Source organism: Paraburkholderia dioscoreae (assembly GCF_902459535.1).
GTDB classification, from domain to species: Bacteria; Pseudomonadota; Gammaproteobacteria; order Burkholderiales; family Burkholderiaceae; genus Paraburkholderia; species Paraburkholderia dioscoreae.
Map to the genome: position 1 here is coordinate 2,006,984 of NZ_LR699554.1, position 23,901 is coordinate 2,030,884.

At 64.2% G+C, this 23,901-nt stretch carries 22 protein-coding genes; 9 read left to right on the plus strand and 13 right to left on the minus strand.

All coding sequences use genetic code 11. The features are described from left to right. Nucleotides 1-164 precede the first annotated feature (164 nt). The 4 genes from PDMSB3_RS29140 to PDMSB3_RS29155 all read right to left on the minus strand — a co-directional run bounded on the left by PDMSB3_RS29140 (nt 165) and on the right by PDMSB3_RS29155 (nt 5,872). Nucleotides 165-911 carry a FadR/GntR family transcriptional regulator gene (locus tag PDMSB3_RS29140; RefSeq protein ID WP_007177506.1) on the minus strand — a complete coding sequence of 249 codons (747 nt, stop codon included), beginning with the start codon at nt 909-911 and terminating at the stop codon, nt 165-167. 190 nt (nt 912-1,101) lie between these two features. Continuing rightward, nucleotides 1,102-2,874, minus strand: coding sequence for a S10 family peptidase (locus PDMSB3_RS29145; protein WP_165188527.1), 1,773 nt, complete (start codon nt 2,872-2,874; stop codon nt 1,102-1,104). Between the two features lie 190 nt (nt 2,875-3,064). Beyond that, nucleotides 3,065-4,243, minus strand: a complete 1,179-nt coding sequence (locus PDMSB3_RS29150; protein ID WP_007177508.1) for a pyridoxal phosphate-dependent aminotransferase — start codon at nt 4,241-4,243, stop codon at nt 3,065-3,067. A gap of 135 nt (nt 4,244-4,378) precedes the next feature. Continuing rightward, a complete protein-coding gene (locus tag PDMSB3_RS29155; RefSeq protein ID WP_007177509.1) occupies nt 4,379-5,872 on the minus strand; it encodes an RNA polymerase factor sigma-54 in 1,494 nt (497 codons plus the stop codon). 500 nt (nt 5,873-6,372) lie between these two features. Between PDMSB3_RS29155 and PDMSB3_RS29160 the strand changes: the two genes are divergently transcribed. Further along, entirely contained in the window at nt 6,373-6,711 is a 339-nt protein-coding gene (locus PDMSB3_RS29160; RefSeq protein WP_007177510.1) for a BON domain-containing protein, read from the plus strand. A gap of 209 nt (nt 6,712-6,920) precedes the next feature. Here PDMSB3_RS29160 and PDMSB3_RS29165 read toward each other — a convergent pair whose 3' ends face one another. Continuing rightward, on the minus strand, nt 6,921-7,373 hold the full coding sequence (locus PDMSB3_RS29165; protein WP_007177511.1) for a PA2169 family four-helix-bundle protein: 453 nt from the start codon (nt 7,371-7,373) through the stop codon (nt 6,921-6,923). Nucleotides 7,374-7,736: 363 nt separating this feature from the next. On the opposite strand from PDMSB3_RS29165, the gene PDMSB3_RS29170 reads away from it, so the two are divergent. Beyond that, complete coding sequence (locus PDMSB3_RS29170; RefSeq protein WP_165188529.1) at nt 7,737-7,976, plus strand: hypothetical protein; 240 nt, start codon at nt 7,737-7,739, stop codon at nt 7,974-7,976. 154 nt (nt 7,977-8,130) lie between these two features. Here PDMSB3_RS29170 and PDMSB3_RS29175 read toward each other — a convergent pair whose 3' ends face one another. From PDMSB3_RS29175 to PDMSB3_RS29195, 5 genes are all read right to left on the minus strand, one after another. Next, nucleotides 8,131-8,712, minus strand: a complete 582-nt coding sequence (locus PDMSB3_RS29175) for a glycine zipper domain-containing protein (protein WP_007177514.1) — start codon at nt 8,710-8,712, stop codon at nt 8,131-8,133. Between the two features lie 94 nt (nt 8,713-8,806). After that, complete coding sequence (locus tag PDMSB3_RS29180; protein ID WP_007177515.1) at nt 8,807-9,151, minus strand: DUF1488 family protein; 345 nt, start codon at nt 9,149-9,151, stop codon at nt 8,807-8,809. Beyond that, on the minus strand, nt 9,148-9,711 hold the full coding sequence (locus PDMSB3_RS29185) for a DUF4142 domain-containing protein (RefSeq protein WP_007177516.1): 564 nt from the start codon (nt 9,709-9,711) through the stop codon (nt 9,148-9,150). The genes PDMSB3_RS29180 and PDMSB3_RS29185 overlap by 4 nt, the downstream gene beginning before the upstream one ends. A 95-nt stretch (nt 9,712-9,806) precedes the next feature. After that, on the minus strand, nt 9,807-10,358 hold the full coding sequence (locus tag PDMSB3_RS29190; protein ID WP_007177517.1) for a type 1 glutamine amidotransferase domain-containing protein: 552 nt from the start codon (nt 10,356-10,358) through the stop codon (nt 9,807-9,809). A 182-nt stretch (nt 10,359-10,540) separates the two neighbouring features. Then, nucleotides 10,541-10,882, minus strand: a complete 342-nt coding sequence (locus PDMSB3_RS29195; protein WP_007177518.1) for a hypothetical protein — start codon at nt 10,880-10,882, stop codon at nt 10,541-10,543. 213 nt (nt 10,883-11,095) lie between these two features. Here PDMSB3_RS29195 and PDMSB3_RS29200 point away from each other — a divergent pair, with 213 nt between their 5' ends. Next, nucleotides 11,096-12,358 (plus strand): DNA topoisomerase IB, encoded by a 1,263-nt coding sequence (locus PDMSB3_RS29200; protein ID WP_007177519.1) that lies wholly within the window; start codon nt 11,096-11,098, stop codon nt 12,356-12,358. 182 nt (nt 12,359-12,540) lie between these two features. On the opposite strand, the gene PDMSB3_RS29205 is transcribed toward PDMSB3_RS29200, so the two are convergent. Continuing rightward, nucleotides 12,541-12,828, minus strand: a complete 288-nt coding sequence (locus PDMSB3_RS29205; protein WP_007177520.1) for a hypothetical protein — start codon at nt 12,826-12,828, stop codon at nt 12,541-12,543. A 304-nt stretch (nt 12,829-13,132) separates the two neighbouring features. On the opposite strand from PDMSB3_RS29205, the gene PDMSB3_RS29210 reads away from it, so the two are divergent. From PDMSB3_RS29210 to PDMSB3_RS29225, 4 genes are all read left to right on the plus strand, one after another. Next, entirely contained in the window at nt 13,133-13,660 is a 528-nt protein-coding gene (locus PDMSB3_RS29210) for a PRC-barrel domain-containing protein (protein WP_007177521.1), read from the plus strand. A 174-nt stretch (nt 13,661-13,834) separates the two neighbouring features. Next, on the plus strand, nt 13,835-14,224 hold the full coding sequence (locus tag PDMSB3_RS29215) for a DUF3175 domain-containing protein (RefSeq protein WP_007177522.1): 390 nt from the start codon (nt 13,835-13,837) through the stop codon (nt 14,222-14,224). Nucleotides 14,225-14,311: 87 nt separating this feature from the next. After that, nucleotides 14,312-15,631 (plus strand): cation:proton antiporter, encoded by a 1,320-nt coding sequence (locus PDMSB3_RS29220; RefSeq protein ID WP_007177523.1) that lies wholly within the window; start codon nt 14,312-14,314, stop codon nt 15,629-15,631. A gap of 132 nt (nt 15,632-15,763) precedes the next feature. After that, nucleotides 15,764-16,333 (plus strand): FUSC family protein, encoded by a 570-nt coding sequence (locus PDMSB3_RS29225; protein WP_007177524.1) that lies wholly within the window; start codon nt 15,764-15,766, stop codon nt 16,331-16,333. Here PDMSB3_RS29225 and PDMSB3_RS29230 read toward each other — a convergent pair whose 3' ends face one another. Then, a complete protein-coding gene (locus PDMSB3_RS29230) occupies nt 16,334-17,284 on the minus strand; it encodes an AraC family transcriptional regulator (protein WP_165188531.1) in 951 nt (316 codons plus the stop codon). A 116-nt stretch (nt 17,285-17,400) separates the two neighbouring features. On the opposite strand from PDMSB3_RS29230, the gene PDMSB3_RS29235 reads away from it, so the two are divergent. Continuing rightward, nucleotides 17,401-17,769, plus strand: coding sequence for a carboxymuconolactone decarboxylase family protein (locus PDMSB3_RS29235; protein WP_007177526.1), 369 nt, complete (start codon nt 17,401-17,403; stop codon nt 17,767-17,769). A gap of 134 nt (nt 17,770-17,903) precedes the next feature. On the opposite strand, the gene PDMSB3_RS29240 is transcribed toward PDMSB3_RS29235, so the two are convergent. Beyond that, nucleotides 17,904-18,953: an aldo/keto reductase gene (locus PDMSB3_RS29240; RefSeq protein WP_007177527.1), complete on the minus strand. Its 1,050-nt coding sequence runs from the start codon at nt 18,951-18,953 to the stop codon at nt 17,904-17,906. Between the two features lie 338 nt (nt 18,954-19,291). Here PDMSB3_RS29240 and PDMSB3_RS29245 point away from each other — a divergent pair, with 338 nt between their 5' ends. Further along, the gene (locus PDMSB3_RS29245) at nt 19,292-23,809 is read left to right on the plus strand and encodes a DEAD/DEAH box helicase (RefSeq protein WP_197740285.1); all 4,518 of its coding nucleotides are present in this window, start codon (nt 19,292-19,294) and stop codon (nt 23,807-23,809) included. Nucleotides 23,810-23,901: the final 92 nt, after the last annotated feature.

Sequence of the window (23,901 nt, forward strand, 5' to 3'; positions counted from 1 at the left end):
ACCTACTCTACTGCGGAATGGCGGCGGTGAACCAGTGCGTTATTGCGGCGGCCAGCATGCAAGCGGGATGGAGCAACGAGGAATTCCGGCGCCCCAGTAAGACTGGTATGGTTGGTCTGACCAAGAATATAAGGAAGTTGCGGCAAGGTGTCAATCGCGGGTATTTACGAAACCGTACTCGACGAAGGCCTGGCCGCGTCTTCCTTGTACATCTCGCGCACATAGGTCAAATGCCGCTCGGCGGCCTTGCGTGCCTTTTGCGCGTCGCGCGACATCACGGCGTCGTAAATGGCCTGGTGCTGGCCCATCAACTGCTTTTCCATCGCGTCGTCGTAATCGATCAAACGATGGTACTGGCGCATACCCTCGCGAATCAGCGTATGGATGCCGTGCATCACATGCGCGAGCGCAATGTTGTGCGTGGAGTCCGCGATCGCGAGGTGGAACGCGGCGTCCAGTTCGGCGAGGTTCACACGGTCCTGCGACTGCGAGCCGGCTTTCAATGCCTCGAACGCCGCGCTGATCTTCTTCAGGTCTGCGGCCGTGGCGCGCTGCGCGGCATAGACCGTCGAAATCGATTCGAGCCCCTGGCGCAGTTCCAGAATATCGGCACTGGTGCGCGGGTTTTGCAGCAGCAACTCCGCAAGCGGCTTGGAGATGATCGGCGCCGTGACATCGACCACCGTAAAACCGCCCCGCCCCGAGGTTTCAATATAGCCGTCCGCTTCCAGCCTGATCAGCGCTTCGCGCAGCGAAGGCCGCGACACGCCGAGCTGCGTGGCCAGATCGCGTTCGGCCGGCAGCCGGTCGCCGGGCATCAGCGTGCCGTCCGAAATCAGTTGCTTGATCTGGTCGGACACCACGTCGGACAGCCGTTTGCGCGTGAAGGACTGGATCGGGTGAAATGGCATGGGCAGCGGTGAAAAAAAGCCGGTTGATAAAGCGGATTTTCAGGTAGCGGAGAGGCGCCTGAGCGCGGTTCGACGCGACTCTGAAGCACCGCGCGACGTCGAACGAATTATACCGTTCAACGGCTCAAGCCCGACCCGGTTGCAAGACGCGGCACCCGCTTTCGGACCGCCCGGCGCGCTCTTCTGAACCCTAGCGCGCCCCTGCCGCATAGAAACTCGCCAGATCGCTCCTGAGCGTGTGCAATGCCGCGTCGTCGAGATAGATCATGTGACCGGTCGGGTAGTAGGCGATTCGCACGTTGGCGCGCAGCGGCCCGTCCACGCCCAGGTGGGCGAGCGCGTACTCGGTTGCGTAGAACGGCGTGGCCAGATCGAAATAGCCGTTCAACGACATCACGCGCAACTGCGGATTCTGCCTCATTGCTTCGGCCAGATCGCCCACCGCATACGGCACGGGCAGACGTTCGCCCCACCATGCGCGATGCTTCCAGTCCCATTGCGTCAACGCTTCGTCGTTGAAGACGCGGTAACGGTCGGCCGGCGTAAAGTGCAGATCCTGAGCGAAATGCTGATGTAGGGCCGCGTCGAAAGCGCTCGACACGCTGCTCACCGAGGCGTCGTAATCAGGACGCTCGGACACGCTGTCAAAGTCGATCCCTTCGAAGCGCGCATCGTAACGGCCGACGCTGCGCGCCTGATCGCGCAGCAATTCGCTGCGATAACGCGACGGATAAAGACGCAGGCGGCTGCGCTTCACATAGCCGACGTCGAGCCCGGTGAAGTGCGCGACGCGCGCGGCGATCGCGTCGCGCTCGGCGTCGGGCAGCGCGTCGCCCTGGGCGAGCGCCTGCGCATACGGTCCGCGCGCGAATGCACGGGCGTCGTCGAGAAAGGCCGGCAGGCTGGCCGGCTTCGGCACGATCTTGTCGTGATACCAGGCAATGGCCGCGAAGCTCGGCAGATAGCTTTCGCTTTTGAAATCCGAGCCCGCCGAAAACGCGGCGGAATCGAGCACCGACGACATCAGGATTACACCATTGAGCGCGATATTGTCCTGCCCCAACTGGTACGCGAGCATCGCGGCACGCGCGGTCCCATACGATTCGCCGAGCAGATACTTCGGCGAATTCCAGCGCTGGTTCACTGTCAGGTAGCGGTCGATAAACTGCGAGAAAGCATCGAGATCCTGATCGACGCCCCAGAACTCCTTGCCCGTGCCATGGCCGACCACCCTCGACAAACCCGCGCCGACCGCATCGATAAATACGAGGTCGGTGGTATCGAGCAGGCTGTCGGGATTGTCGGCGAGCGTGTACGGCGCGGGCGGCGTAATGGCGGGACTCGCCGTGCGCGCCCGCTTCGGCCCGAACGAGCCGATCATCAGGAATACGCTGCCGGCGCCCGGCCCGCCGTTGAAGAGAAACGTGACCGGCCGCGTTGCCGGCGTTTTGCTGGCGACGGTGTAGGCGACATAGAAAACGCTCGCGTTGGCCTCACCTGTCCTGTCGCGCAGCAGCAGGTTGCCGGCGGTGGCCGTGTAGTCGATCTTGCGGCTGTCGAGCCGGATGGAATGCTGCGTCACCGACGACGTTTCCGGCGGCACAGGAATAGCCGCCGTTTCCGGTCTCGCGTTGCGCTGCGCCGTGCTGCCCGACGCGTCGTTCGGCGCCGCGGCAGCCTGGCGCGGCGCACGAGCCGTGGCCGCGTGCGGATCTTCGCCGGGTTGGGCATTCGCCTCCGCGCGCTGACGGGGCTTGCCGCTCACAACGCGCGGTGCGTCCGGCGCTGAAGCCGCGGTTTCCGCGCTCGCGGCGGCATCCGACGAGTCGTCCGGTTCAGCAGCCGCGCAAGTCGTGCTGAACGCGGCGAGCAAGGCAAGGACGAGCGCCATCGCCACGAGGGCGGCCGCCATCGATCCTGCCATCAGCGATCGGCGCAACGAGAGGGTGAAGCGAAGGGTCATGGAGTTCCCGACAGTGAGTGTCGATATGCGCCGGTGTCCGGAATGGCCACGCTTAAAGACGGGGCCGGCGCTCGATTTTTGACGCAAGCTTTGGTTGCGTCAATCGAAAACTGGTGAGGACACGCATTCCTCCCACCATGCGCCGCATCGTTGCGCGAATCGCAAAGCAAACGAAACGCTAAAGTAAGGCTCAGCGAGCCGGCAATGCGCGGACAAATGCGGCAATCCGCTCGCACGCGTCGATCAGACGCGCTTCGTCGACCACGAAACCCAGCCGCACGAAACCATTCGCCGTCTCGCCGAAGGCGCTCGCGTCGAGCAGCGACACGCCCTGCGCGCGAAACAGCTGCCAGGTGAAGTCGACCGTGTCGAGACCCGTGCCGCTCACGTCGACCATCATGAACATGCCGGCCTCTGGTAACACGCACCGCAGCCCCGGCACGCGCTGCAAACGCTCGAACACCACGTCGCGCCGACGGCGGTAAATCTCACGCATTTCGGCGGCGATCCGCGCCTTGTTCTGCAAAGCGGTCAATGCGGCCTGCTGGATGAATCCGGGCAAGCCGTACAGCATCGCAAGGGCGAGCCTTCCCATGTGCTCGATCAGCTCCGCCGGCCCGATCGCCCAACCCACGCGCCAACCGGCCATAGCATGCGATTTCGACAGACTGCCGAGCGTCACGGTGCGCTCCGCCATGCCGGGCAACGCTGCAATGCTCACGTGCTCGCGCTCGAAAGTCAGATCGGCGTAGACCTCGTCGGAGAGCACCCACAGGTCATGCTCGCACGCGATCCGCGCGATCCGTTCCAGATCGGCGCGCGGCATGACCACGCCGGTCGGATTACACGGCGTAGCGAAGAAAATGGCCTTTGTGCGCGAAGTGACCGCCGCTTCCAGCGCGTCGCAATCGACGTGAAACGCCCGCGCCCGATCGACCGGCACCGCCACGAGCCTGGCGCCGGCCGCGCGCACGCAGGCCTCATAAGTCAGGTACATGGGCTCGGGGACGATCACCTCGTCGCCCGCTTCCAGCAGACATAGCGACGAAGCGAATACGCCGTTCTGCGCGCCCGCGGTCAGGATCACATTGGCGGCGCTGACGGCACAGCCGGTCATGCGCGCATGCTCTTCGGCAATCGCCGCGCGCACCGGTTCCCGGCCGGACACGGCGCTATAGTGCGTATCGCCGCCGCGCAAGGCCTCGACCGCGCGCTCGACGATCGGCGCGGGCGTCGCGAAATCGGGATCGCCGACGCTCAGCACGATAACGTCTTCACCGTTGGCCGCCGCCTGTTGCGCGACACGATGGATTTCCCACGCGGACGTGCGCCTGCCCTGCAGGCGTTCGACCAGATTCGAGTACTTCATTGAACCACCCCGTTACTCATGGACTCGCCAATGTAATGGGGCACGCTCGAAACGTCCAGATACGAAAAAGCGCCACGCGAGCGGACAGTCTCGCGTGGCGCTTCAACGCAGCCTGGCTCCGGCGGGCTGCGTCGTTCAGATCTGGCGGCGCAATTCCGCCGGCGGCACCTTCATCAGATGCCGGTACTTCGCCACCGTACGACGCGCCACCAGCACGCCCTGATCCGCGAGCATCTTCGCGAGCGTCACGTCCGAGAGCGGATCACGCGTGTTTTCCGCGGCGATCATTTCCTTGAGCAGCGCGCGCACCGCAGCGGCCGAACAGGTGCCGCCGCTTTCAGTGCCGAGCTCGCGCGGGAAGAAGTGCTTGAATTCGAAAATACCGCGCGGCGTGGCCATATATTTGTTGCCCGTGGCTCGCGAGATAGTGGATTCGTGCAGGCCGAGTTCGTCGGCGACATCGCGCAGCACCATCGGCTTGAGCGCGATTTCGCCGTACTGGAAGAAGGCTTTCTGATGCGCGACGATGCACTCGGCCACGCGCTGGATGGTATCGAAGCGTTGTTGCGCGTTGCGGATCAGCCAGCGCGCTTCCTGCAACTGCTGCGCGAGCGGCGAGCGGCTCGCACCGGCCGACTGCGCGAACAGCTCCGCATACATGCGATGGATTCGCGCGCGCGGCTGCACCGCCGGGTTGATCGCCACGACCCACTTGTTACGCACCTGCCGCACGATCACGTCCGGCACCACGTAGTTGTCTTCGGTGCGGCCATAGCAGTTGCCCGGCTTCGGATCGAGCTTGCGCACGAGAGCGCAGGCAACCCGCAGTTCTTCCGCGCTGCAGCCAATCTGCTTCTGCAGTTCGGCCTGTTCGCGGCGTGCGAGCCGTTCCAGATGATGTTCGACGATCTGCCGCGCCACGTCGCGCCCCGGCGTGTCGGCCGGCAACGCGTTGACCTGCAGCGACAGGCACTCGGACAGCGTGCGGGCGCCCAGACCCGGTCGATCGAGCGACTGCACGAGACGCAATGCCACCAGCAACTCGTCTTCGGTCAATTCGGGTTCGAGATCGACACTGTCCGCGAGATCGGCGAGATCCTGGCGCAGATAGCCGTCGTCGTCGAGCGCCTCGATGATGAAGCGCGCCACCGCGCGGTCCCGGTCGTCGAGTCGATAGAGGCGCAGCGAGTCGTGCAGCTGCTCGCGCAATGTCGGCTGGGAACGGGCCCACTCGGCGGGATCGCTACTGTCCGAGTCGCCGTTCTGGCGCGTCGAACTGCGGCTGCTATAGTCGCCCGAGAAATCGCCCGGCATGTCGTCCTGCCCCGCGCTTTCCAGCGTGTCGTTCGCGCCCGACTCAGACGGCATGTCGGACGACATCGCATCGGGTTCGGCTGCGGCCGCCGTGTCGGTGGCGGGCAGCGCGCCCGCCTCTTCGCCGGACGCGGTGGTGGCGAGCGCGACGTCTTCCGTATCCGACGAGTCGTACTCGAGGAACGGATTAGTGTCGAGCGCCGTGCGCAACTCCTGCTGGAACTCCAGAGACGACAACTGCAACAGACGCACCGATTGCTGTAGACGCGGCGTAAGTGCGAGAGACTGCCTTGTGCGTAGTTCAATGGAAGGCATTGTAGTGAGGTCCCTTTAATAGCCGAAAATGGTGAGTGATCTGCTTACAGCAACTGCCGTACCAGGTCGCGCAACTTCCTGTTTTTTCAATGTTTTGCATTTTCAGGCCCATCACTTGCGCACGCCGCCGGGCGCCATTTTTACAAGTGCCCGGCAAATTCCGGTCCCCGCGCGCGCAAGCGGTCACACTCCTCCCCGGCTCGGCGCCGCCTCTCATTCTTCAGCCTAAAGCCACGTGCCGTAACGGCTTTCCCGCCAGCGCCTCATTCGCCCGAGCTATCGGGCACACCGCTTGCGTCCTGGCACTATGTGGACGGACGCCGGTCTTTGCACGCGCAACGTGGCAGCGAAATCGCGTGCACAGGCTGTCGCCCAGTGTCGATAACGGGCCCTGACGGAACCGTAGCGGCAACGACCCCACGCGTGTCATCGGCGGCCTCGACCGCGATCGACCGCAGGCAACAAGACCGCAATTTTCATCAACACCCGAAGGAGAAACCATGAAGACGATCCAATTCCTGAAGACCGCAGGTAGCATTGCCTGTCTCGCATTCGCACTGAACGCTACGGCGCAGACCAGCGCCTCGGCGCCGTCGGCTTCGTCCGAAACCATCGGCGAGCACGTCGACGACGGCACCATCACCACCAAGGCCAAGGCCGACCTGCTGGCCGCGAAGAACGTCAAGTCGACGCACATTCACGTGAAGACGCGCAAGGGCGTGGTGTGGCTCACGGGTACGGTGCCTTCGGCTGACGACAAGTCGGCGGCTGAAGAAGTCGTGCAAGCCGTGAAGGGCGTATCGAGCGTGAAGAACCATCTGAAGGTCAGCGCCCAATAAGCGTGTGATCCGACCGGGAAGCGCTGGCTGCGGCTAGTGCTTTCCGGCGCTGATGCTCCGGGAAATGTGAAAGCCGTTCGCGAATGCGACGGCTTTTTTGTACGCGAGCTTGCCGACCTGAATCTGGCTTGCGCAAGCACGCCAGCGGGCCGTCAACACGCAAAAAAACCGGCCCCCTCCAACGGAGAGCGCCGGTCACTCACCCGAATTTAATGCCGCGCAGCCGCGTATTGGTCGCGCAGATCACGCACGCGGTCATGGTTCTGCAGCACGCCTTGATACTGCCGCTCGACGATCACTCGCACGTCCGCCGGCAACTCCTTTTCCAACGCGTCGTGGTAGCGCTTCTTCGCGACGTCCTCGCCCTTTTCACACTCGGCCAGAATCTCGTGATCGCTGCGATCGGTCACCGCCGACTTCACGTCGACCCAGCCGCGATGCAACGCACCGCTCATGCTGCCGCCCGTTTCGGGTTTGCCGCCGAGGGCCGCAACCGCATCCTGCAACTCGCGTGCGCCACGCGCGCAGTCTTCGGCTCGCGATAGAAACAGCGTCTTCAGTTGTGCGTCGTGGGCATCTTCAGCCGCTTTGCGAAAGCCCTTCTCGCCGTCCTTCGACGTCTCGACCAGATCGTTCAACACGGAAACAACGTTCGTAGCCATTCAATACCTCCAGGGGTTTCGTCAATCATGGAGTCCGCAGCCGGATGCGTCGCGGCTTTGCCGGCGCTCCAACCCACTGCGGGCCTCCCCATCGATCCGCATGATGCGTGCCCGGCGTACATCGCCACGGACGTATCACGGGCTGCCTGCCGCCGGACTTTCGATCTTGCCAACGCGCGTAGATTTTTCCCGTCGCGATCTCACGCGACATGCGCTGAAGGCCGCCCCGCGCGGCTGCGCTGAATGGCACGGCGGTTGCTTAATATGCTCGCCCCACAGCACGCCGTGCAACAACGACACGCTGCAAGACGTGCCGATGAATTGAAAACAATGGGCAGGCGACAACGACAGGGAGCATTCACCATGAAAATCAGGAGCACAGAATTTCTGGCCGCCGTCGCGATCCTCACCTCGGCAACAGTGATGCAGATTCGCGAGCATAGGCCGGCGCGCGAAGCGCCATCCGCGAGCGCGCAAGCCGCGTCGCCGTCGTGCGGCATGACACGCGGCGGACTGGTGCCGGCCGCGTGCGAGCCGACTCGCGACGAACGTCAGGACCCCGCGATGCTGCGGCAACGTAGCACGCCACAGATCTGGGTTTGAGCATCCCGCTCCTGTGGGGATTGGCCGCCTGCGCGGTCACGATAGACTGAGCGCCGGGTGTCAATAAAAACGGCCCGACGGTACGTCGGGCCGCTGCCTGCTCGCCACCGCCTCGAACTTCGACTCGAGTGGTTATGCGCAAAAGCCCGTGCCGTCACGCGCGATTCTCGCTGAACTCGTTGAGCGGCACCGGTTCTTTCAAAGGGTCGAAGTCAGCCCAGCGTCCCTGCTGCCAGCGGCCGCTCGCCCGCTCGATCGCCACGCCGCCTGCTTCGCGCAAAACGCGCGCGGCGTCGAACTGATTGTCCGGGGAGACGTGCACGGCGACCAGCACGCCGGAATCACGCGTTTCCTCGTGAAACGGTGTTCGGTGCCCCGCCTTGCCGCCCTCGCGCGTGTGCGACATTGCGCCGACCAGCGAGCCGACATAAGCGCCGACGCCCGCTGCGATCAATGACACGATAACCGGCGCCGAGAACGCGGCGAAAATCGCGACGCCCACCACGGCACCGGCAACCGCGCCGATTGTGACGCCCATGCCGGCACCTTTGGGCGCATCCTTTGCGCCAGCGTCCGTACTGGTATCGCCGCCAATCGGAAAACGCGCGTGCTGCCCGCGCGGATTGACGAAAAACAGCGTCACGTCTTCTTCGACGAACCCTGCATTGAAGAGCTTTTGCGCCGCATCTTCAGCGGCGGGAAAAGTCGTAAAACGTGCTGCGACGATGAGTGACATGAGACCTCCTTGCATCGTTGAACGGCGATTGCGAACCGTGCCACCGCATGTCGCCGTGCCATTCGGCGCGTTCGGGCGGCGGCGCGCTGCGGCATTACGCTGCCGTGCCGCGATCCGGTTCCATGCCTTCCACTCGGAACAGTCCGCTATGCAACACTACGCCTTCTCCGTTGTTCTGGTCGAGCGCTTCCGCGCAGACGGATCGGATGCGATGACGGCCTTTCTCGAAGGCCGACATGAGCGTTGCTTCGAGTGCGGAATCGGCGCCGAAATGGTCTTCGAGCGCTTCGGCGGTAATCGAGCACACCACCGCTTCGCCGTCCACCCGCGCCATGAAGCACACGGTCAGATTCGCTCCGTCGAAGGCCGGCTTGTCGTCGGAAAAAGTGATCTGCATAAGGGAATCCTCATAGGCCGGGCGCGGCAGGATCGCGTTCATGACGAACCCTTCATGGCGCCGGCCAGTTGCTGCGCCATCGCCAGATGATGTTTGATGATCGGCAACGCGTGCGTTGCCGCGGCCTTGAGTTGCGCGTCGGTGCCGCTCGTGCTCTCCTGCTGGAACAGGTCCACCGCGCGCTGATGCGCTTCCACGCCGACCTGCTCCACGTAGGCCTGATCGAATTCCTTGCCCTTGAGCGTTTGCAGCTTGCCGACCAGCGCGGAATCCGCCGACGGTGTCGCGGTAAAGCCCTTCTTCGACACAAGTGCGGCCATGCCGCGAGAGAGTCTGGTGTGATCGGTAATCATCTGCTGCGCGAATTTCTTCACGTGCGGATCGCTTGAATTCTTCAGCGCAACCTTGCTGGCCGCGATCTCGGTCGCGTCGGATTTCGAGGCGTCCTGCACGAATTGCTGGTCCGCGGGCGAGAGCTTCGTGCCGTTGACAGGCGCCTCGCTGGCGGGCGCGTCGCTGGCTTGCGCAAACACCGGGCCGAGGGACGCCGCGCTCAAACTCAGCGCGACCGCCATCGCTTGTAGGGGATACCGGAATTTCATGCATTTTCTCCCTGTTCGACGGATACAGCGAAACTGAACCGACGGGACGAGGCGCGGCATTCATTCAATCTTCGCCCCTCGTTCGCCATGCCGGTTTATGCCGCGTTGCGTGTGGACAATTGCGCAATCAGCGCCTTGTTAAAGGCAGGCAGATCGTCGGGCTTGCGGCTGCTGATCAGATTGCCGTCTTCGACTACTTCCTTGTCCACCCACGTGCCGCCCGCGTTGCGAATATCGTCCTGCAGGCTCGGCCAGCTCGTGACCGTGCGGCCCTTGACGATTCCCGCGGACACCAGCAGCCACGTGCCATGACAGATCACCGCGATCGGCTTCTTTGCGCTGTCGGCGGCCTTGACGAAGGCTTGTGCCTGCGGCAGCAAACGGATGGCGTCGCCGTTCACCACGCCACCCGGCAGCACCACGGCGTCGTAATCGTTTGCGCTTGCCTTGTCGAAAGTCAGATCGACTTCGACGGCGTCACCTTTGTCCACGTGCTTGAAACCCTGGATCGTGCCGGGCCTGGCTGAAATGATCTGTACCGTCGCGCCTGCTTCAGTGAGCGCGCGTTTCGGCTCGACCAGTTCGGCCTGCTCGAAACCGTCCAGCGCGAGTATTGCCACCTTGTGACCATTCAATGTGCTTGCCATGCGTACTCTCCTTCATGTAAGTGCTGGGGGCCCCGCATATTGCGCGGATTGATCCCGCCGTTAATCGTCGTTAACGCTCAGTCAGCAAAAGATGTGCCCATGTGGCACGCTCGCCGCAACGTCCGGTCTGCGACGTTTCGTCAGTCCGGTTCGGTCCGTCACCGCGTACCGGCCGCCACCCGTTAAAGCCCTTGCGGATCGTCATCAAGGCCGTCGTCGTCGTTGACCAGCGGGTCCATAACGTGGTCAGGCTCGATATCGCTGTCCGGTACGAGCGTCGAATCGCCGTCCGCGGCCGCACGCTCGCCCGTGCCGGCGCGATCCGTGTCGCTGCCGAGTTCGGAGTCGCCGGTTTCGAGCGCGTGGTTGTCCAGTTCCGAATCCACGTCGAATTCGTGGCGCTTCGCACCGGCCACATCGCTGCCGCTGTCGGACGAATCGCTTGGCCCGAGTGCACCCGTCGTGCCGGAGGTTTGCTTGACGACCTGTTGCGGCTCGTCGTCGGGATTAAGAGTGCTGCTCATGACGCTCTCCTTGGTTCGTTCGTTTCATCGATTACCCGTAACGAGTGTTCGCAAGGACTGTTCCGCTGGTCCGCAAGACAGCGCACCAAGCAGTCCGCAACGCAGCGGCGGCGCAGCACGCGAGAGTCCGCGCCCGGTGCCAGGCACTGCCTTTGCTTGACGCCAGCCATCGGCGCAAAGCGCGCCTCATGCTTGAAACTTCTACCTGCGACGATGGCTGCCACAACGACTCCGACTCAACGCCGCCCCGAACGTACGGACGACGACCGCGCGAAACCCGCCGCCCCTGCCGTCATGCCGCCGGGCTTGCGCCACGCCGACGACACGAAGCCCGGCTTCACGCGCAAGCGTGAAAACGGCGAATTCGTCTATTTCGACGTCGAGGGCAAACGCATCGACGACGAAGACGAAATCAAACGCATCAACGCGCTCGCCATCCCGCCCGCCTATGAAAATGTGTGGATCTGCCCGGACGCGCGGGGCCACATCCAGGCAACAGGCCGCGACGCGCGCGGCCGCAAGCAATACCGCTATCACCCGCGCTGGCGCGAGACACGCGACGCCGACAAATACGAGCGCATGGCCGAATTCGGCCGCGCATTGCCGAAGATCCGCGCGCGTGTCGCGCGCGATCTGAATCTGCCGGGCATGCAACGCGACAAGGTCATCGCCGCGATCGTGCAGTTGCTCGACACGACGTTGATCCGGATCGGCAGCGTCGAATACGCGCGCGATAATCAGTCGTACGGATTGACTACGCTGCGCAAGAAGCACGTGAAGATCGAAGCGGGCCAGTTGCGTTTCAGGTTTCGCGGCAAAAGCGGCATCGAACACGACGTGACGGTGAACAATCCGCGCATCAGGCGCATTGTGCGGCGTTGCGCCGAACTGCCGGGCCACGACCTGTTCCAGTATCTCGACGAAGACGGCACGCGCCGCACCGTCGGTTCCGCCGATATCAACGACTATCTGCGCCGTGCGAGCGGCGCGGATTTCACCGCCAAGGATTATCGAACGTGGGCCGGCAGCGTCTATGCATTGGCCGCACTGCGACGGCTGATTTGCAGCAGCGCGGCGGAAGCGCGCCGGCACATCGTCGCGACGGTCAAGGACGTGGCCGTGCTATTGCGCAATACACCGGCGGTGTGCAAGCGCTGCTACATTCACCCGGCGGTGATCAGCGCGTTCGAAGCGGACGAATTGCAGCGTCTGGCGCCGGGCCAGTCGCGTCGTGGACTGCGAGTGGACGAGGTGGCGTTTGCCGCGTTGCTTGCGCACGCCGGGAAACGCGCGGGAAGGCTCGCGCGACAGGCAGGCGCGAAAGGCCGCAAGGCGCGTGAGTCGGCGGTGACGGAAAGCATCGATACGTCGGTCACGAGTTTGCTGAAAAAATCGCGGAGGGTGCGCAAAGCAGCGGCTGCGAAGACCGGTTCGAAGGCCGGCGCGCAAACCGCCCGCGCTGCAGCGCATGCCTAGCTTTGCTGTGGCTTAAGTCGCTTCAATCGCAGTTCAGGAATCCTGACTCGCCACACTCATATCTCCCGAGACGGACCGTGAAGTGAATCGGCTCCCGCAGATTCCGCTTAGCAGGGCCGTTGGCTGGAAGAAAGCAGACCGTCCTTCAATCTAAAGACGGCCCGCCCCTGGATAATTCGCTCTCACTGCCCTTTCGTGTCACTGCTCGCATCAGCGCCGGGCATATTGGTCGAATCAGTCTTCGGCTTCTTCGCCTTCGACATGTGATGCGACTTCGAGCCGCTCGAACTCATCGCGCCCGACGTGGGTTGTCCGTTCGTGGTCGGTGCCGCCGTCGCGGCGCCGTGCGCGTTGCCCGAGCCGCCGGAGCCACCGTTGCCGCCATTGCCGTTGCCACCGCCCGCCTGCGCGAACGCCGCGCCCGACACGACGACGAGTGCCGATACCAGCCATGCTTGTGAAGATTTCATCGAGTTCTCTCCCTGAGTAGATAGCAGCGTGGGTTGCATGCGCTGTTGCAGAAGCAACGAGCAAGGGCTATGCCTTAGGACGGAGGTCGCGCCAGCCGTCTTCATCCATCCGATCTGCGAGCGAAATAATTTCAAACACGCCAGCACGCTTTACGCGTGCAGTGCGGCCCACCGCAAGCGTTCAGCGCGAACGCACACACGTGAACACCCCTTGTCGCCGCTCCACCTCGTGCATGCCTCCCGGAACATGAAGGAACGCCGGTTGCTCAAGCTTCCACATACCCACCTGTAGAGGAGTCACATCATGCTCAACCAGACACAGACGCAAGCCGGCATGCGCCAGGGCGAAGGCGCCCGTATCGTCGGCAAAGGCAGCGCCACCGCCGATGGCCCCGGTCCCAACGTGATGGCCGCCGCCACGCTGGATGGCAACAAGGTGCTCAGCAGCGACGGCGAGGACATCGGCAAGATCAAGGACATCATGCTCGACGTCAGTTCGGGACGCGTCGCGTACGCCGTGCTCTCGAGCGGCGGCTTTCTCGGCATTGGCGACAAGCTGCTTGCCATTCCCTGGCACGCGTTGACGCTGGATACGGAGCAGAAGTGCTTCGTGCTGAACATGACCGCCGAACGCGTGAAGAACGCACCCGGCTTCGACAAGGATCATTGGCCGGCGATGGCGGATCAGACGTGGGCGACCTCCGTGCATCAGTACTACGGCAGCGAACCTTACTGGGGCCGCGACCCGTACGATCGACGCGACGACTACGGTGTCGGCGACATTCCGCCGGGATCGTCGGATGCACCCGAGGCTGGCGGATTGAAGTTGTAAAGGGCGCTCATGGCGAGCGCGTGCGGCAATGCGGTTGCCGCACCCGAGCCGATGCGCCGGCATGCCGCCATCGCGGCAGCCGGCGCATTTCTCTTTGAGCGGGAGTTGCAAGACGTTCCAAGACATCACAGCCGCGCAAGCGCGCGCGGCACATTCCGATAAGGAGCCGGCACCATGCCCACCCGAAAAAAGTCCACCACCCGATCGAAACGCCCTGTCGCGCGCGGCAAGTCCGGACGGCCGCCGCGCCAGCGGCACGCGCAGGCACAGGCCGCCCATCGCGCGAAGAGTCCGAAAAAGTGGTCGCATCACGTGATGGAAACCAGTGACGCGATGGATATCCAGCACGACATTTTCAAAACCGGCAGCGCCGAGTCGATCGCGCACTCACTCAAGCAGTCGTCCACCAAAAGCCGCCGCCGCAAGGGCACACCGTTCCAGTCGGCCATGTCGATGCTGAACTTCTATATCAATCGCGCGGGAAGGAACCTGCCGAAAGCGCGCCGTGATACCTTGCAAGAGGCCAAGCGCAAGCTGCGGGAAGCATTCGGACGCACGCCTTGAAAAAGGCGCGTCAGTGACCGACGCGTCCGCGCATTCTTCAACCGGCCACGCATGCGGCGCGCGCCCGCGAGCCCTTACCGGATGCTCATGCACGAAACTTTGTGGTTTCTCATCGTTGGCGGCGTGCTCGTTTTCATGGGCCTCGCGGCAACGACACTCCGGCGGCTGCCAGTCAGCGCCGCCATGTTCTACCTCGCGATCGGCTATGCCCTCGGGCCGCCCTGTATCGGCCTGTTGCGTCTCGACATGATCGCCGACGCGCACCTGCTGCGCATCATCACCGAAGTCGCGCTGCTCGTCTCGCTGTTTGCCATCGGTCTGCGCCTGCGGCTAGGCATGCTGGAGAAACTCTGGACCGTGCCGCTGCGGCTCGGCTTTCTTGCCATGCTGGCGACTATTCCACTGCTGACGCTCTTTGGCGTATATGTCCTGCATCTCGGCTGGGGGCCGGCATTGCTGCTGGCGGCGATTCTCGCGCCCACGGACCCGGTGCTCGCCCACGATGTGCAAGTGCACAACCCGGGCGATCACGATCTGCTGCGCTTCGCGCTCTCCGGCGAAGGCGGCCTGAACGACGGCATCGCACTGCCCTTCGCCATGCTGGGCCTGGCGTTGTGCGCCGCGCCCGCCGCCGAAGCCGGCGATCTGCTGAACCTGAAGCTCGCGGGCAGCATCGTATGGGGCGTGGCGGGCGCGCTCGCTATCGGCGGCGGGCTCGGCTGGGCCACGACGCACGCAGTGGCATGGCTGCGCACGCGCCATGCGCAGGCGCTCGGGCTCGAGGGTTTCTTCGCGCTCGGCCTGATCGAACTCTGTTTCGGCGCCGCACAACTCGCTCAGACCTACGGTTTTCTGGCCGTGTTCGCGGCCGGTGTCGCGATGCGCCGCGTCGAACACCGTGCGAGCGGCGGCATGTCGGCTCGCAAGGCAATCGGCACCGTCGACTCCGAAGACGTGGAAGCGACCGCGGCAAATCCGAGCAAGGCGCATGCGTTCATGACCGAGTCGGTCCTCGGCTTCACGATCGAGCTCGAACGCATCGCCGAGGTCGCCGTCATGGCGATGGTCGGCAACGTGCTCGCCACGATGCAGGCGCCGCTCTTCACCTGGCAGACCGTTGCGCTCACCGCCGCGCTGTTCGTCCTGGTGCGCCCCGTATCGGTGGAATTATCGCTGCTGGGCTCGAGCGCGACACCGACGCAACGGCGCCTCATGAGCTGGTTCGGAATACGTGGCATCGGTTCGTTTTATTACCTCGCATTCGCACTCGAAAACGGCAGCGAGGCCAACGTCGCCCCGCTCGTGCCGCTCGCGCTGGCGGTGATCGCGGCGTCAGTCGTCGTCCACGGTGTTTCGGCGACGCCGTTGATGAACTGGTATCACCGGCTACGCAGTCGTGAGGGTTAGTCATGAGCGTCAAACGCATGGATATGCAACGCTTTTTGATTCGCGCGGGCCGGCGAGCCTGCCTCTGCCCGGCGCAAATTGAAGTCGCTAGAATACGGAACCCTCTTGCAGCAACAAGGCTTCTCACATTCAATGACCTTACGCGACGATCCACAACGTACGGCGCGGGCAAGCGCCGCCAACACGCTGTTTGCCTTTCTCAAGTCGTTGCCGCCCGGCGAGCGGCTGATCGAAGGCGGCTTCATGGCCGTGCAAGCGGTGGCGGGCGCGAGCCTCGCCTTCGCCATCGGCCGCGCGCTGCATACCGAGCAGGCGTTCTGGGCCTGCATCACGGCGATCGCGGTCAGCCAGCATAGCTACATCGACACTCGCAACCTGTCGCGCGATCAATTCATCGGCGCGATGGTCGGCGGCTTGTGCGGGCTCGTCGGCACGACGCTCGGCGCCGGCTATTTCGCGGCCTATGCGGCCACAGTAGGGGTGGCGATCATCATGTGCTGGATCCTGAACGTCGGCAGTGCGGCGCGTCTGGGCGGCATTACCGCGACGATCATGCTGCTGGTGCCCGGCATGGGGCCGGCGTGGGACAAAGCCCTGATGCGCCTCGGCGAAGTGACGCTCGGCACGGTCTGCGCGTTGCTCGTTGCCTTTCTCATGTCGTGGATCGAGGAACGCTGGTTCGGCAAACCGCACAAAACCTAGCTAGCTTTGCGCCGCACCGTTCTCCTGCGGAAGACGCCGGTAACGTCCCGGTGTCACGCCCACGCTTTGCTGAAACGCCTTGCCGAAGGCCGCCTCCGATTGATAGCCCACCGCTTCGCCGATCTCGGCCGCGCTGCGCTGCGTGCGTCGCAGCAGATCGCACGCTATGGTCATACGGATCTGCGTGAGAAAGTCCATCACCGTCATGCCCGCGCGCTCGTTGAAATGGCGCGCGTAAGTCGCGCGCGACATGGCGGCGAGCTCGCCGAGTTCCGCAATGGACCACGCCCGCTCGGGAGCGCCCAGCATGCCTTGCACGGAAGCACCGAGGCGCGCGTCGGCAAGTAGCGCGAGCACGCCCGACGTCGACGCGTTCTGCTCGCCGTGCGCGCGCAATGCCATCGCAAAGAGCGCCTGACTCAATGCGGTGACGATCGCAAGAGCGCCCGCCTGGCGTCGTTCGGCCTCGGTCCGCATCAGCGCGATTACCGTTTGCAGCGAGCCCAGCGTTTGCATACCGCTCAGCGAAACATGAAACGGATCGGGCAACGCATTCAGCAGCAAGGCGGATGATCCCGGTGCATAGAGGAAACGGCCGCACAGAAGATCGACGTCGGCGGAGACGCGTGCGTCATCGTGACCGTCATTGCGCCGCAACGGCAGCATGCCGTCGTGGCCGAGCGTCAACGGCGCGGCGGCCGCCAACCGCTTCACGTCGCGCACGCGATGCGCCGCGCCGCGGGGAAACAGCATGAAATCGCCCGCGCTCAGGGCGTGCTGCGCGCCGTCGGCGGTTTCGACGATGCACGCGCCGTCCAGCACCAGGTGGAACGGCGCAATGCCGGCTTCCATCGGGTCATGATCGAGGTCGAAGGCGCCCGAAAGCAGGCAACGCAGGTCGAGACTGGCTTGAGGCCGGGCGAGGTCGATCAGTCGGCTGAGCGTATCCATGAGACGCACGCGCTAAAAGTTGAGCGAATCGAGTATTCAGGATATCGCGGCGCAGCGCAATACTTGTCTCACGACGCCGGCACCTGCCGGCGCGCAACAGACCAAGGAGCACTGCCATGTTGAACTGGATCGATTACCGCAAAGAACTGTTGGGCCGTATCGGCGAGATCGCCAAACTGTCGCCGGATACCGTCAGGGGCTATCAGGCGATATCGGGCGCCGGTCAGAAGAAGGATCTGCTCGGCGCCAAAACACGCGAACTGATTTCGCTCGCCGTGGCGGTCAGCCTGCGCTGTGACGGCTGTATCACCGTGCACACGGCCGAAGCGCTCAAGCATGGCGCAACGCGCGACGAAATCGCCGAAGCGCTGGGCGTAGCGGTCGCCATCAATGCAGGCGCCGCGATGGTGTATTCGGCTCGCACGATGGATGCCGCCGCCGCTTATGCGGCTGAAGCTGCGGACGCAGCCCAGGCCGCTGGCTGAGCACATTAACCAGGCGCGCTGACGGAGTACGCCGGCTGAGCAGACTGAATGAGCACAGCATTCACACGCTGTGCTCACTTCACGCTACACGCTGCGTCCACCCCACGCTCGGCTGCCTTCGCTTACGCCCGGCACTATGCCGGATGCCGCGTCTCCTCCAGCTGCTTGCGGCGCGGCTCGCCCTGACGATCCAGCATCCAGCCCGGGTATTCCGCCGGCAGCGTGCTGACCTGATCGAGCTTCGCGAGTTCGTCCGCAGTCAGCGAGACGCCGGTGGCCGCGATGTTGTCGTCGAGTTGCTCGACCTTCTTTGCGCCGACGATCACCGAGGTCACCACCCGCTGATGCAGCAGCCAGGCCAGCGCAATCTGCGCCACCGATACCTTCTTCGTCTCGGCAATATCGCGCATCACGTCGATGCAGTCGTAGGCGCGTTCACGGTTGACCGGCGGAAAATCGAAGGTCGTGCGGCGGCTGCCCGCTTCGCCCTGCTGCTCGCGTCCATATTTGCCGCTCAGCAGGCCGCCCGCGAGCGGACTCCATACCATCAGCCCGAGGCCCTCGCTGCGCAGCATCGGCGCAAGTTCACGTTCGAGGTCGCGGCCTGCCAGCGTGTAATACGCCTGCAGCGTTTCGAAGCGCGCGAGCCCCAGGCGCTCCGAGATGCCGAGCGCTTTCGCGATCTGCCACGCGGCCCAGTTCGACACGCCGACATAGCGCACATGGCCGTGCTGCACGAGCGTATCGAGCGCGCGCAGGGTTTCTTCGATCGGCGTGGCCGGATCGAAGCCGTGAATCTGATACAGGTCCACGTGATCGAGCTGCAGGCGCTTCAGACTCGCCTTCACGCCGTCGACGATGTGGTAGCGCGAGGCGCCGCGCGCGTTGGGAAACTCGCCCGTCTGGCCGAAGACTTTGGTGGCCACCACCACTTTGTCGCGCGGCACCTTGAGGTTTTTCAGCGCCTGGCCCGTGATCTGCTCTGACAGACCTTCCGCGTAAACATCGGCCGTGTCGATGAAATTAATGCCCGCGTCGAGCGCCCGGCCAACCAGCCGCTCCGCGTCGCCCTGCTGCAGATCGCCGATCTGCTTCCACATGCCCTCGCCACCGCCGAAGGTCATCGTGCCCAGACATAGTTCTGAAACGAACACACCGGTACGGCCCAACTGGTTGTATCGCATTGTCGAGACTCCATCATGGATTCGTGGATGGGTGAGGCGTAGAGAGTACTGCAATTAGAAAAATCCGGCAGAGCGCGAAATGCGCGTGCGCCTGCCGGCCAGCGGGCCGATGTATATTCCAAACTCCTTACGATCCATTCGGCCGCGCGCCTGGCCGTAGCGCATCGCCGGGACGGCAAAAATTGCCGTGACACAGGCGCTTCGATTGCAACGTTACCGGCGGCAAGTTAGGTTCGGCAAAGCCCCCGCAAACCTGCCAGACTGACTCCTGATCCCTGCAGCTGGCAAGATTTCTTCGCCCTCTGGATATGGCACGTCACGTCCCCATCTATACAAGCATGACTTCGGCCACCACCGTCCCCTCCGCTGCCCTGGGCGCGGCTTCCGGCAACGCATCCGGCCCTGTCGCGACGCCCGCGACGGGGCGATCCACCGCACACGCGCTGGATGATTTCCATCCCGCGGTCGCAAGCTGGTTCCTGAAGATGTTCGCCGCGCCGACCGACGCTCAGGCCGCCGCGTGGCCGCAGATTCGCCGTGGCCGCTCCACGCTGGTGGCCGCGCCGACGGGGTCGGGCAAAACGCTCACCGCCTTCCTGTCCGCGCTCGACGATCTGGTTCAGCAAGGACTCGCTGCCGGCGGCGCACTGCCCGACGAAACGCTGGTCGTCTACGTCTCGCCGTTGAAAGCGCTGTCCAACGACATTCGCCTCAATCTGCAACTGCCGTTGCAAGGCATCGCCGCGGAACTCGCGTTGCGCGGCTTGCCGGCGCCGGACATCCGTACCGCCGTGCGCACCGGCGACACCACGCAGCAGGAACGCAACGCGTTGAAAAAGCGCGCGCCGCATATTCTCGTGACCACGCCGGAATCGCTTTACGTGCTGCTCGGTTCGGACTCCGGCCGACGCATGCTCTCGACCGTACGCACGGTGATCGTCGACGAAATTCACGCGCTCGCCGGCAGCAAGCGCGGCAGTCATCTCGCGCTCAGCCTGGAGCGGCTGGACGCGCTGTGTCAGCGGCGCCTGCCGCGAATCGGCCTGTCCGCGACGCAAAAGCCGGTGAGCGCGGTCGCGCGCTTTCTGGTTGGCGGCGCGAGCATCGACAGCGGCATTCCCGCCGATTGCGCGATCGTCGACGTCGGTCATGTGCGCGAACGCGATCTCGCGCTGGAAATTCCTCCCGTGCCGCTCGAAGCCGTGATGCCCAACGAGGTGTGGGAGCGCGTCTACGACCGCCTCGCCGAACTCGTGGCCATGCACCGCACCACCCTGATCTTCGTCAACACGCGCCGCATGGCCGAGCGCGCCGCGCGTCATCTGACCGAGCGGCTGGGCAAGGAGGCGGTCGCCGCGCACCACGGCAGCCTCGCCAAGGAATACCGGTTCGACGCCGAACAGCGCCTGAAACGCGGGGAACTGCGCGTGCTGATCGCCACCGCTTCGCTGGAACTCGGCATCGATATCGGCGACGTCGATCTGGTCTGCCAGATGGGTTCGCCACGCGCGATCGCGCCGTTCCTGCAACGCGTCGGACGCTCGGGCCATCATGTCGGCGGCATGCCCAAGGGCAGACTTTTTCCGGCTTCGCGCGACGATCTGATCGAATGCGCGGCGCTGCTCGACTGCGTGCGGCGCGGCGAACTCGACGCGCTGCGCATTCCGCGCGCGCCGCTCGATGTGCTCGCGCAGCAGATCGTTGCGGAAGTGTCGAGCGCCGAGTGGAGCGAAGACGCGCTGTTCGACATGATGCGGCGTGCCGCGCCGTACGCGGACCTGACGCGTGAACAGTACGACGCCGTCCTGCGCATGCTCGTTGAAGGCTATACGAGCCGCAATGGTCCGCGCGGCGCCTATATTCACCGCGACGTGGTGAGCGGCACGCTGCGCGGCCGGCGCGGCGGCAAGCTGGTGGCCGTCACTTCGGGCGGTACCATTCCCGAGAACGCCGACTATGCCGTGGTGCTCGAACCGCAGGCGATCAATATCGGCACCGTGAACGAGGATTTCGCCGTCGAAAGTCTGGCCGGCGACGTGTTTCAGCTTGGCAATGCTTCATATCGGATTCTGCGGATCGAAAGCGGGCGCGTGCGGGTCGAGGACGCACAGGGCCAGCCGCCGAATATTCCTTTCTGGCTAGGAGAAGCGCCGGGGCGCAGCGACGAACTGTCGTTCGGCGTTGCGCGTTTGCGTGAGCAGATCGGGCGCCTTCTCGATGGGAAGGATTCGGTAGTGTCGGCTATCGTTGCGAACGGAACCGGCACCGGAACCGAGGTTGAAGCCGAGATTGCAACCGAAGTGACAACGCTCCCTGCCCGCTTGGACCACGCGACCCACTGGCTCACCGACAACCTCGGTCTCGACGAAGCCGCCGCGCGCCAGATCGTCGACTATCTCGCCCGCGCGCGCGCCGCGCTCAGTGTGCTGCCCACGCAGAACACGCTGGTCATGGAGCGTTTCTTCGACGAATCCGGCGGCACGCAACTCGTGATCCACGCGCCGTTCGGCAGCCGCGTGAATCGCGCCTGGGGCCTCGCGCTGCGCAAGCGGTTTTGCCGCACCTTCAACTTCGAACTGCAGGCTGCCGCCACCGAGGACGCGATCGTGCTGTCGCTGACCGGCAGCCACTCCTTCGTGCTCGACGACGTGTGGCGCTATCTGCATTCGAACAGCGCGGAGCATCTCCTGATTCAGGCGTTGCTCGACGCGCCGCTGTTCGGCGTGCGCTGGCGCTGGAACGCGACCACCGCGCTCGGCTTGCCGCGTTATACCGGCGGGCGCAAGACCGCGCCGCAATTACAGCGTATGCGCAGCGAGGATCTGCTGGCGAGCGTGTTTCCCGAACAGGCCGCGTGCCTGGAGAACGTAGTCGGCGAACGCGAGCTGCCGCGTCATCCGTTAGTGGACCAAACCGTCGACGACTGTCTGCACGAGGCAATGGACAGCGAACGCTGGCTCGCGCTGCTGCGTCGTATCGAACAGGGCGACGTGCAACTGGTCGCGCGCGATTTGCCGGCACCCTCGCCGCTCGCCGCCGAAATCCTCAATGCAAAGCCGTACGCGTATCTCGACGACGCCCCCATCGAGGAACGCCGCACGCAAGCCGTGCTGAATCGCCGCTGGACGGATCCGTCGAGTGCCGACGATCTCGGCGCGCTGGATGCCGGCGCCATTGAAAGCGTGCGCGACGAAGCATGGCCGCAGGCGTGCAACGCCGACGAAATGCACGAAGCGCTGACGGGCCTCGCCTGCATCACCGATACCGAAGCGCGCCACCACGAAGGCTGGCCGGCATGGCTCGCGTCGCTGGCCGAAGCCGGCCGCGCCACCCGCTTGCAGATCGCCGGCGACGCCGGAATGTGGCTGCCCATCGAGCGCCTCACCTGCTTCGAGTCGCTTTATCCCGACGCCCAATTCTCACCCCCGCTCGCCGCGCCGAAGGGCTACACGGGCAACTGGAATGCCGACGACGCCCTGCTCGACGTGCTCCGTGCGCGTCTGACGGGCTTCGGCCCGCTGCCGGTCAGCGCGATCGCGGCGGCGCTGAAATTGCCGGCAACATCGGTCGAACAGACCCTCACGCGCCTGGAAGCCGAAGGCTATGTGATGCGTGGGCGCTTTACGCCGCAAGCCGCGGAAGAAGAGTGGTGCGAACGCCACCTTCTCGCCCGCATACACCGTTACACCGTGAAACGCTTGCGACGCGAAATCGAGCCGGTGGAACGGCACGACTTCATGCGTTTTCTGTTCGAGTGGCAGCACTTGACGCCGGACACCCGCAGCGAGGGGCGCGACGCGCTGGCCGCGGTGCTCGAACAACTCGAAGGCTTCCAGGCCGCGGCGGGCGCGTGGGAGGAAGACATCCTGCCCGCACGCGTGAAAGCGTATGCGAATACTTCGCTCGACGAACTATGCCGGGCCGGCAAGATAGTCTGGACTCGTCTGACCGAGCGCCCGCGTGGCACCGCGGGACCGGTCCGCAGTACGCCGATCGTGCTGCTGCCGCGCGCCCAGGTACGCGTGTGGAGCGCATTGCTCGATCCGTCGAAGCAACCGGAGTTGTCGGCGCGCGCGCAAAGCGTGTATGACGCGCTGGTGCAACACGGCGCGATGTTCTTCGACGAATTGCTGACGGAGGTTCGCGTATTGCGTATGGAACTGGAGAACGCATTAGGCGAACTGGTGGCCGCGGGTCTCGTGAATTCCGACAGTTTCGCGGGCTTGCGTGCGTTGCTGAAACCGGTTGCAAAGCGCAATGCGTTTTCGGGCAGCCGGCGCGCGCGCTCGAGTGCGTTGATCGGCGGCATGGACGACGCGGGACGCTGGGCACTCGTCAGCCGGCCCGCTACTGCGGCAGCCGAAGTTGTGCCGGAGCGCCGCCGGCAAGTGCCGCCCGAAGTGCTGGAACATGTCGCGATGACACTCTTGCGCCGTTATGGCGTGGTGTTCTGGCGTCTGCTCGAACGCGAGGCGGATTGGCTGCCGCCCTGGCGAGATCTTCTGCGCGTGTTCCAAAGACTCGAAGCGCGCGGAGTGATTCGAGGCGGTCGTTTTGTGAACGGACTCGCCGGTGAACAGTTCGCACTGCCCGAAGCGATTCCGGTCCTGCGAGAAGTGCGGCGACATGCGAACGATGGTGCTTTTGTTTGTGTCGCCGGCACCGATCCGTTAAATCTCGCGGGCACTTTGCTCGTCGGCGAACGCGTGCCCGCTGTGGCGGGCAACCGGATCCTCTATCGCGACGGCATCGTAGTGGCCACGCTCGTGGCGGGGACTTTCTGGTTTGATCCTGCTCTGGAAGCGGTTCCTTCCGCGAGGGAACAGGCTCGTGCATGGCTCGCGCGGCGGTTTTGAGGCTTGAAGTGCGTGCCGACTATTGGAAAATCGCTGCTACTTCAATGCAAAAAAGCGCTAAAGGCGACAGTCGCGATTACCGTTAATCTTTC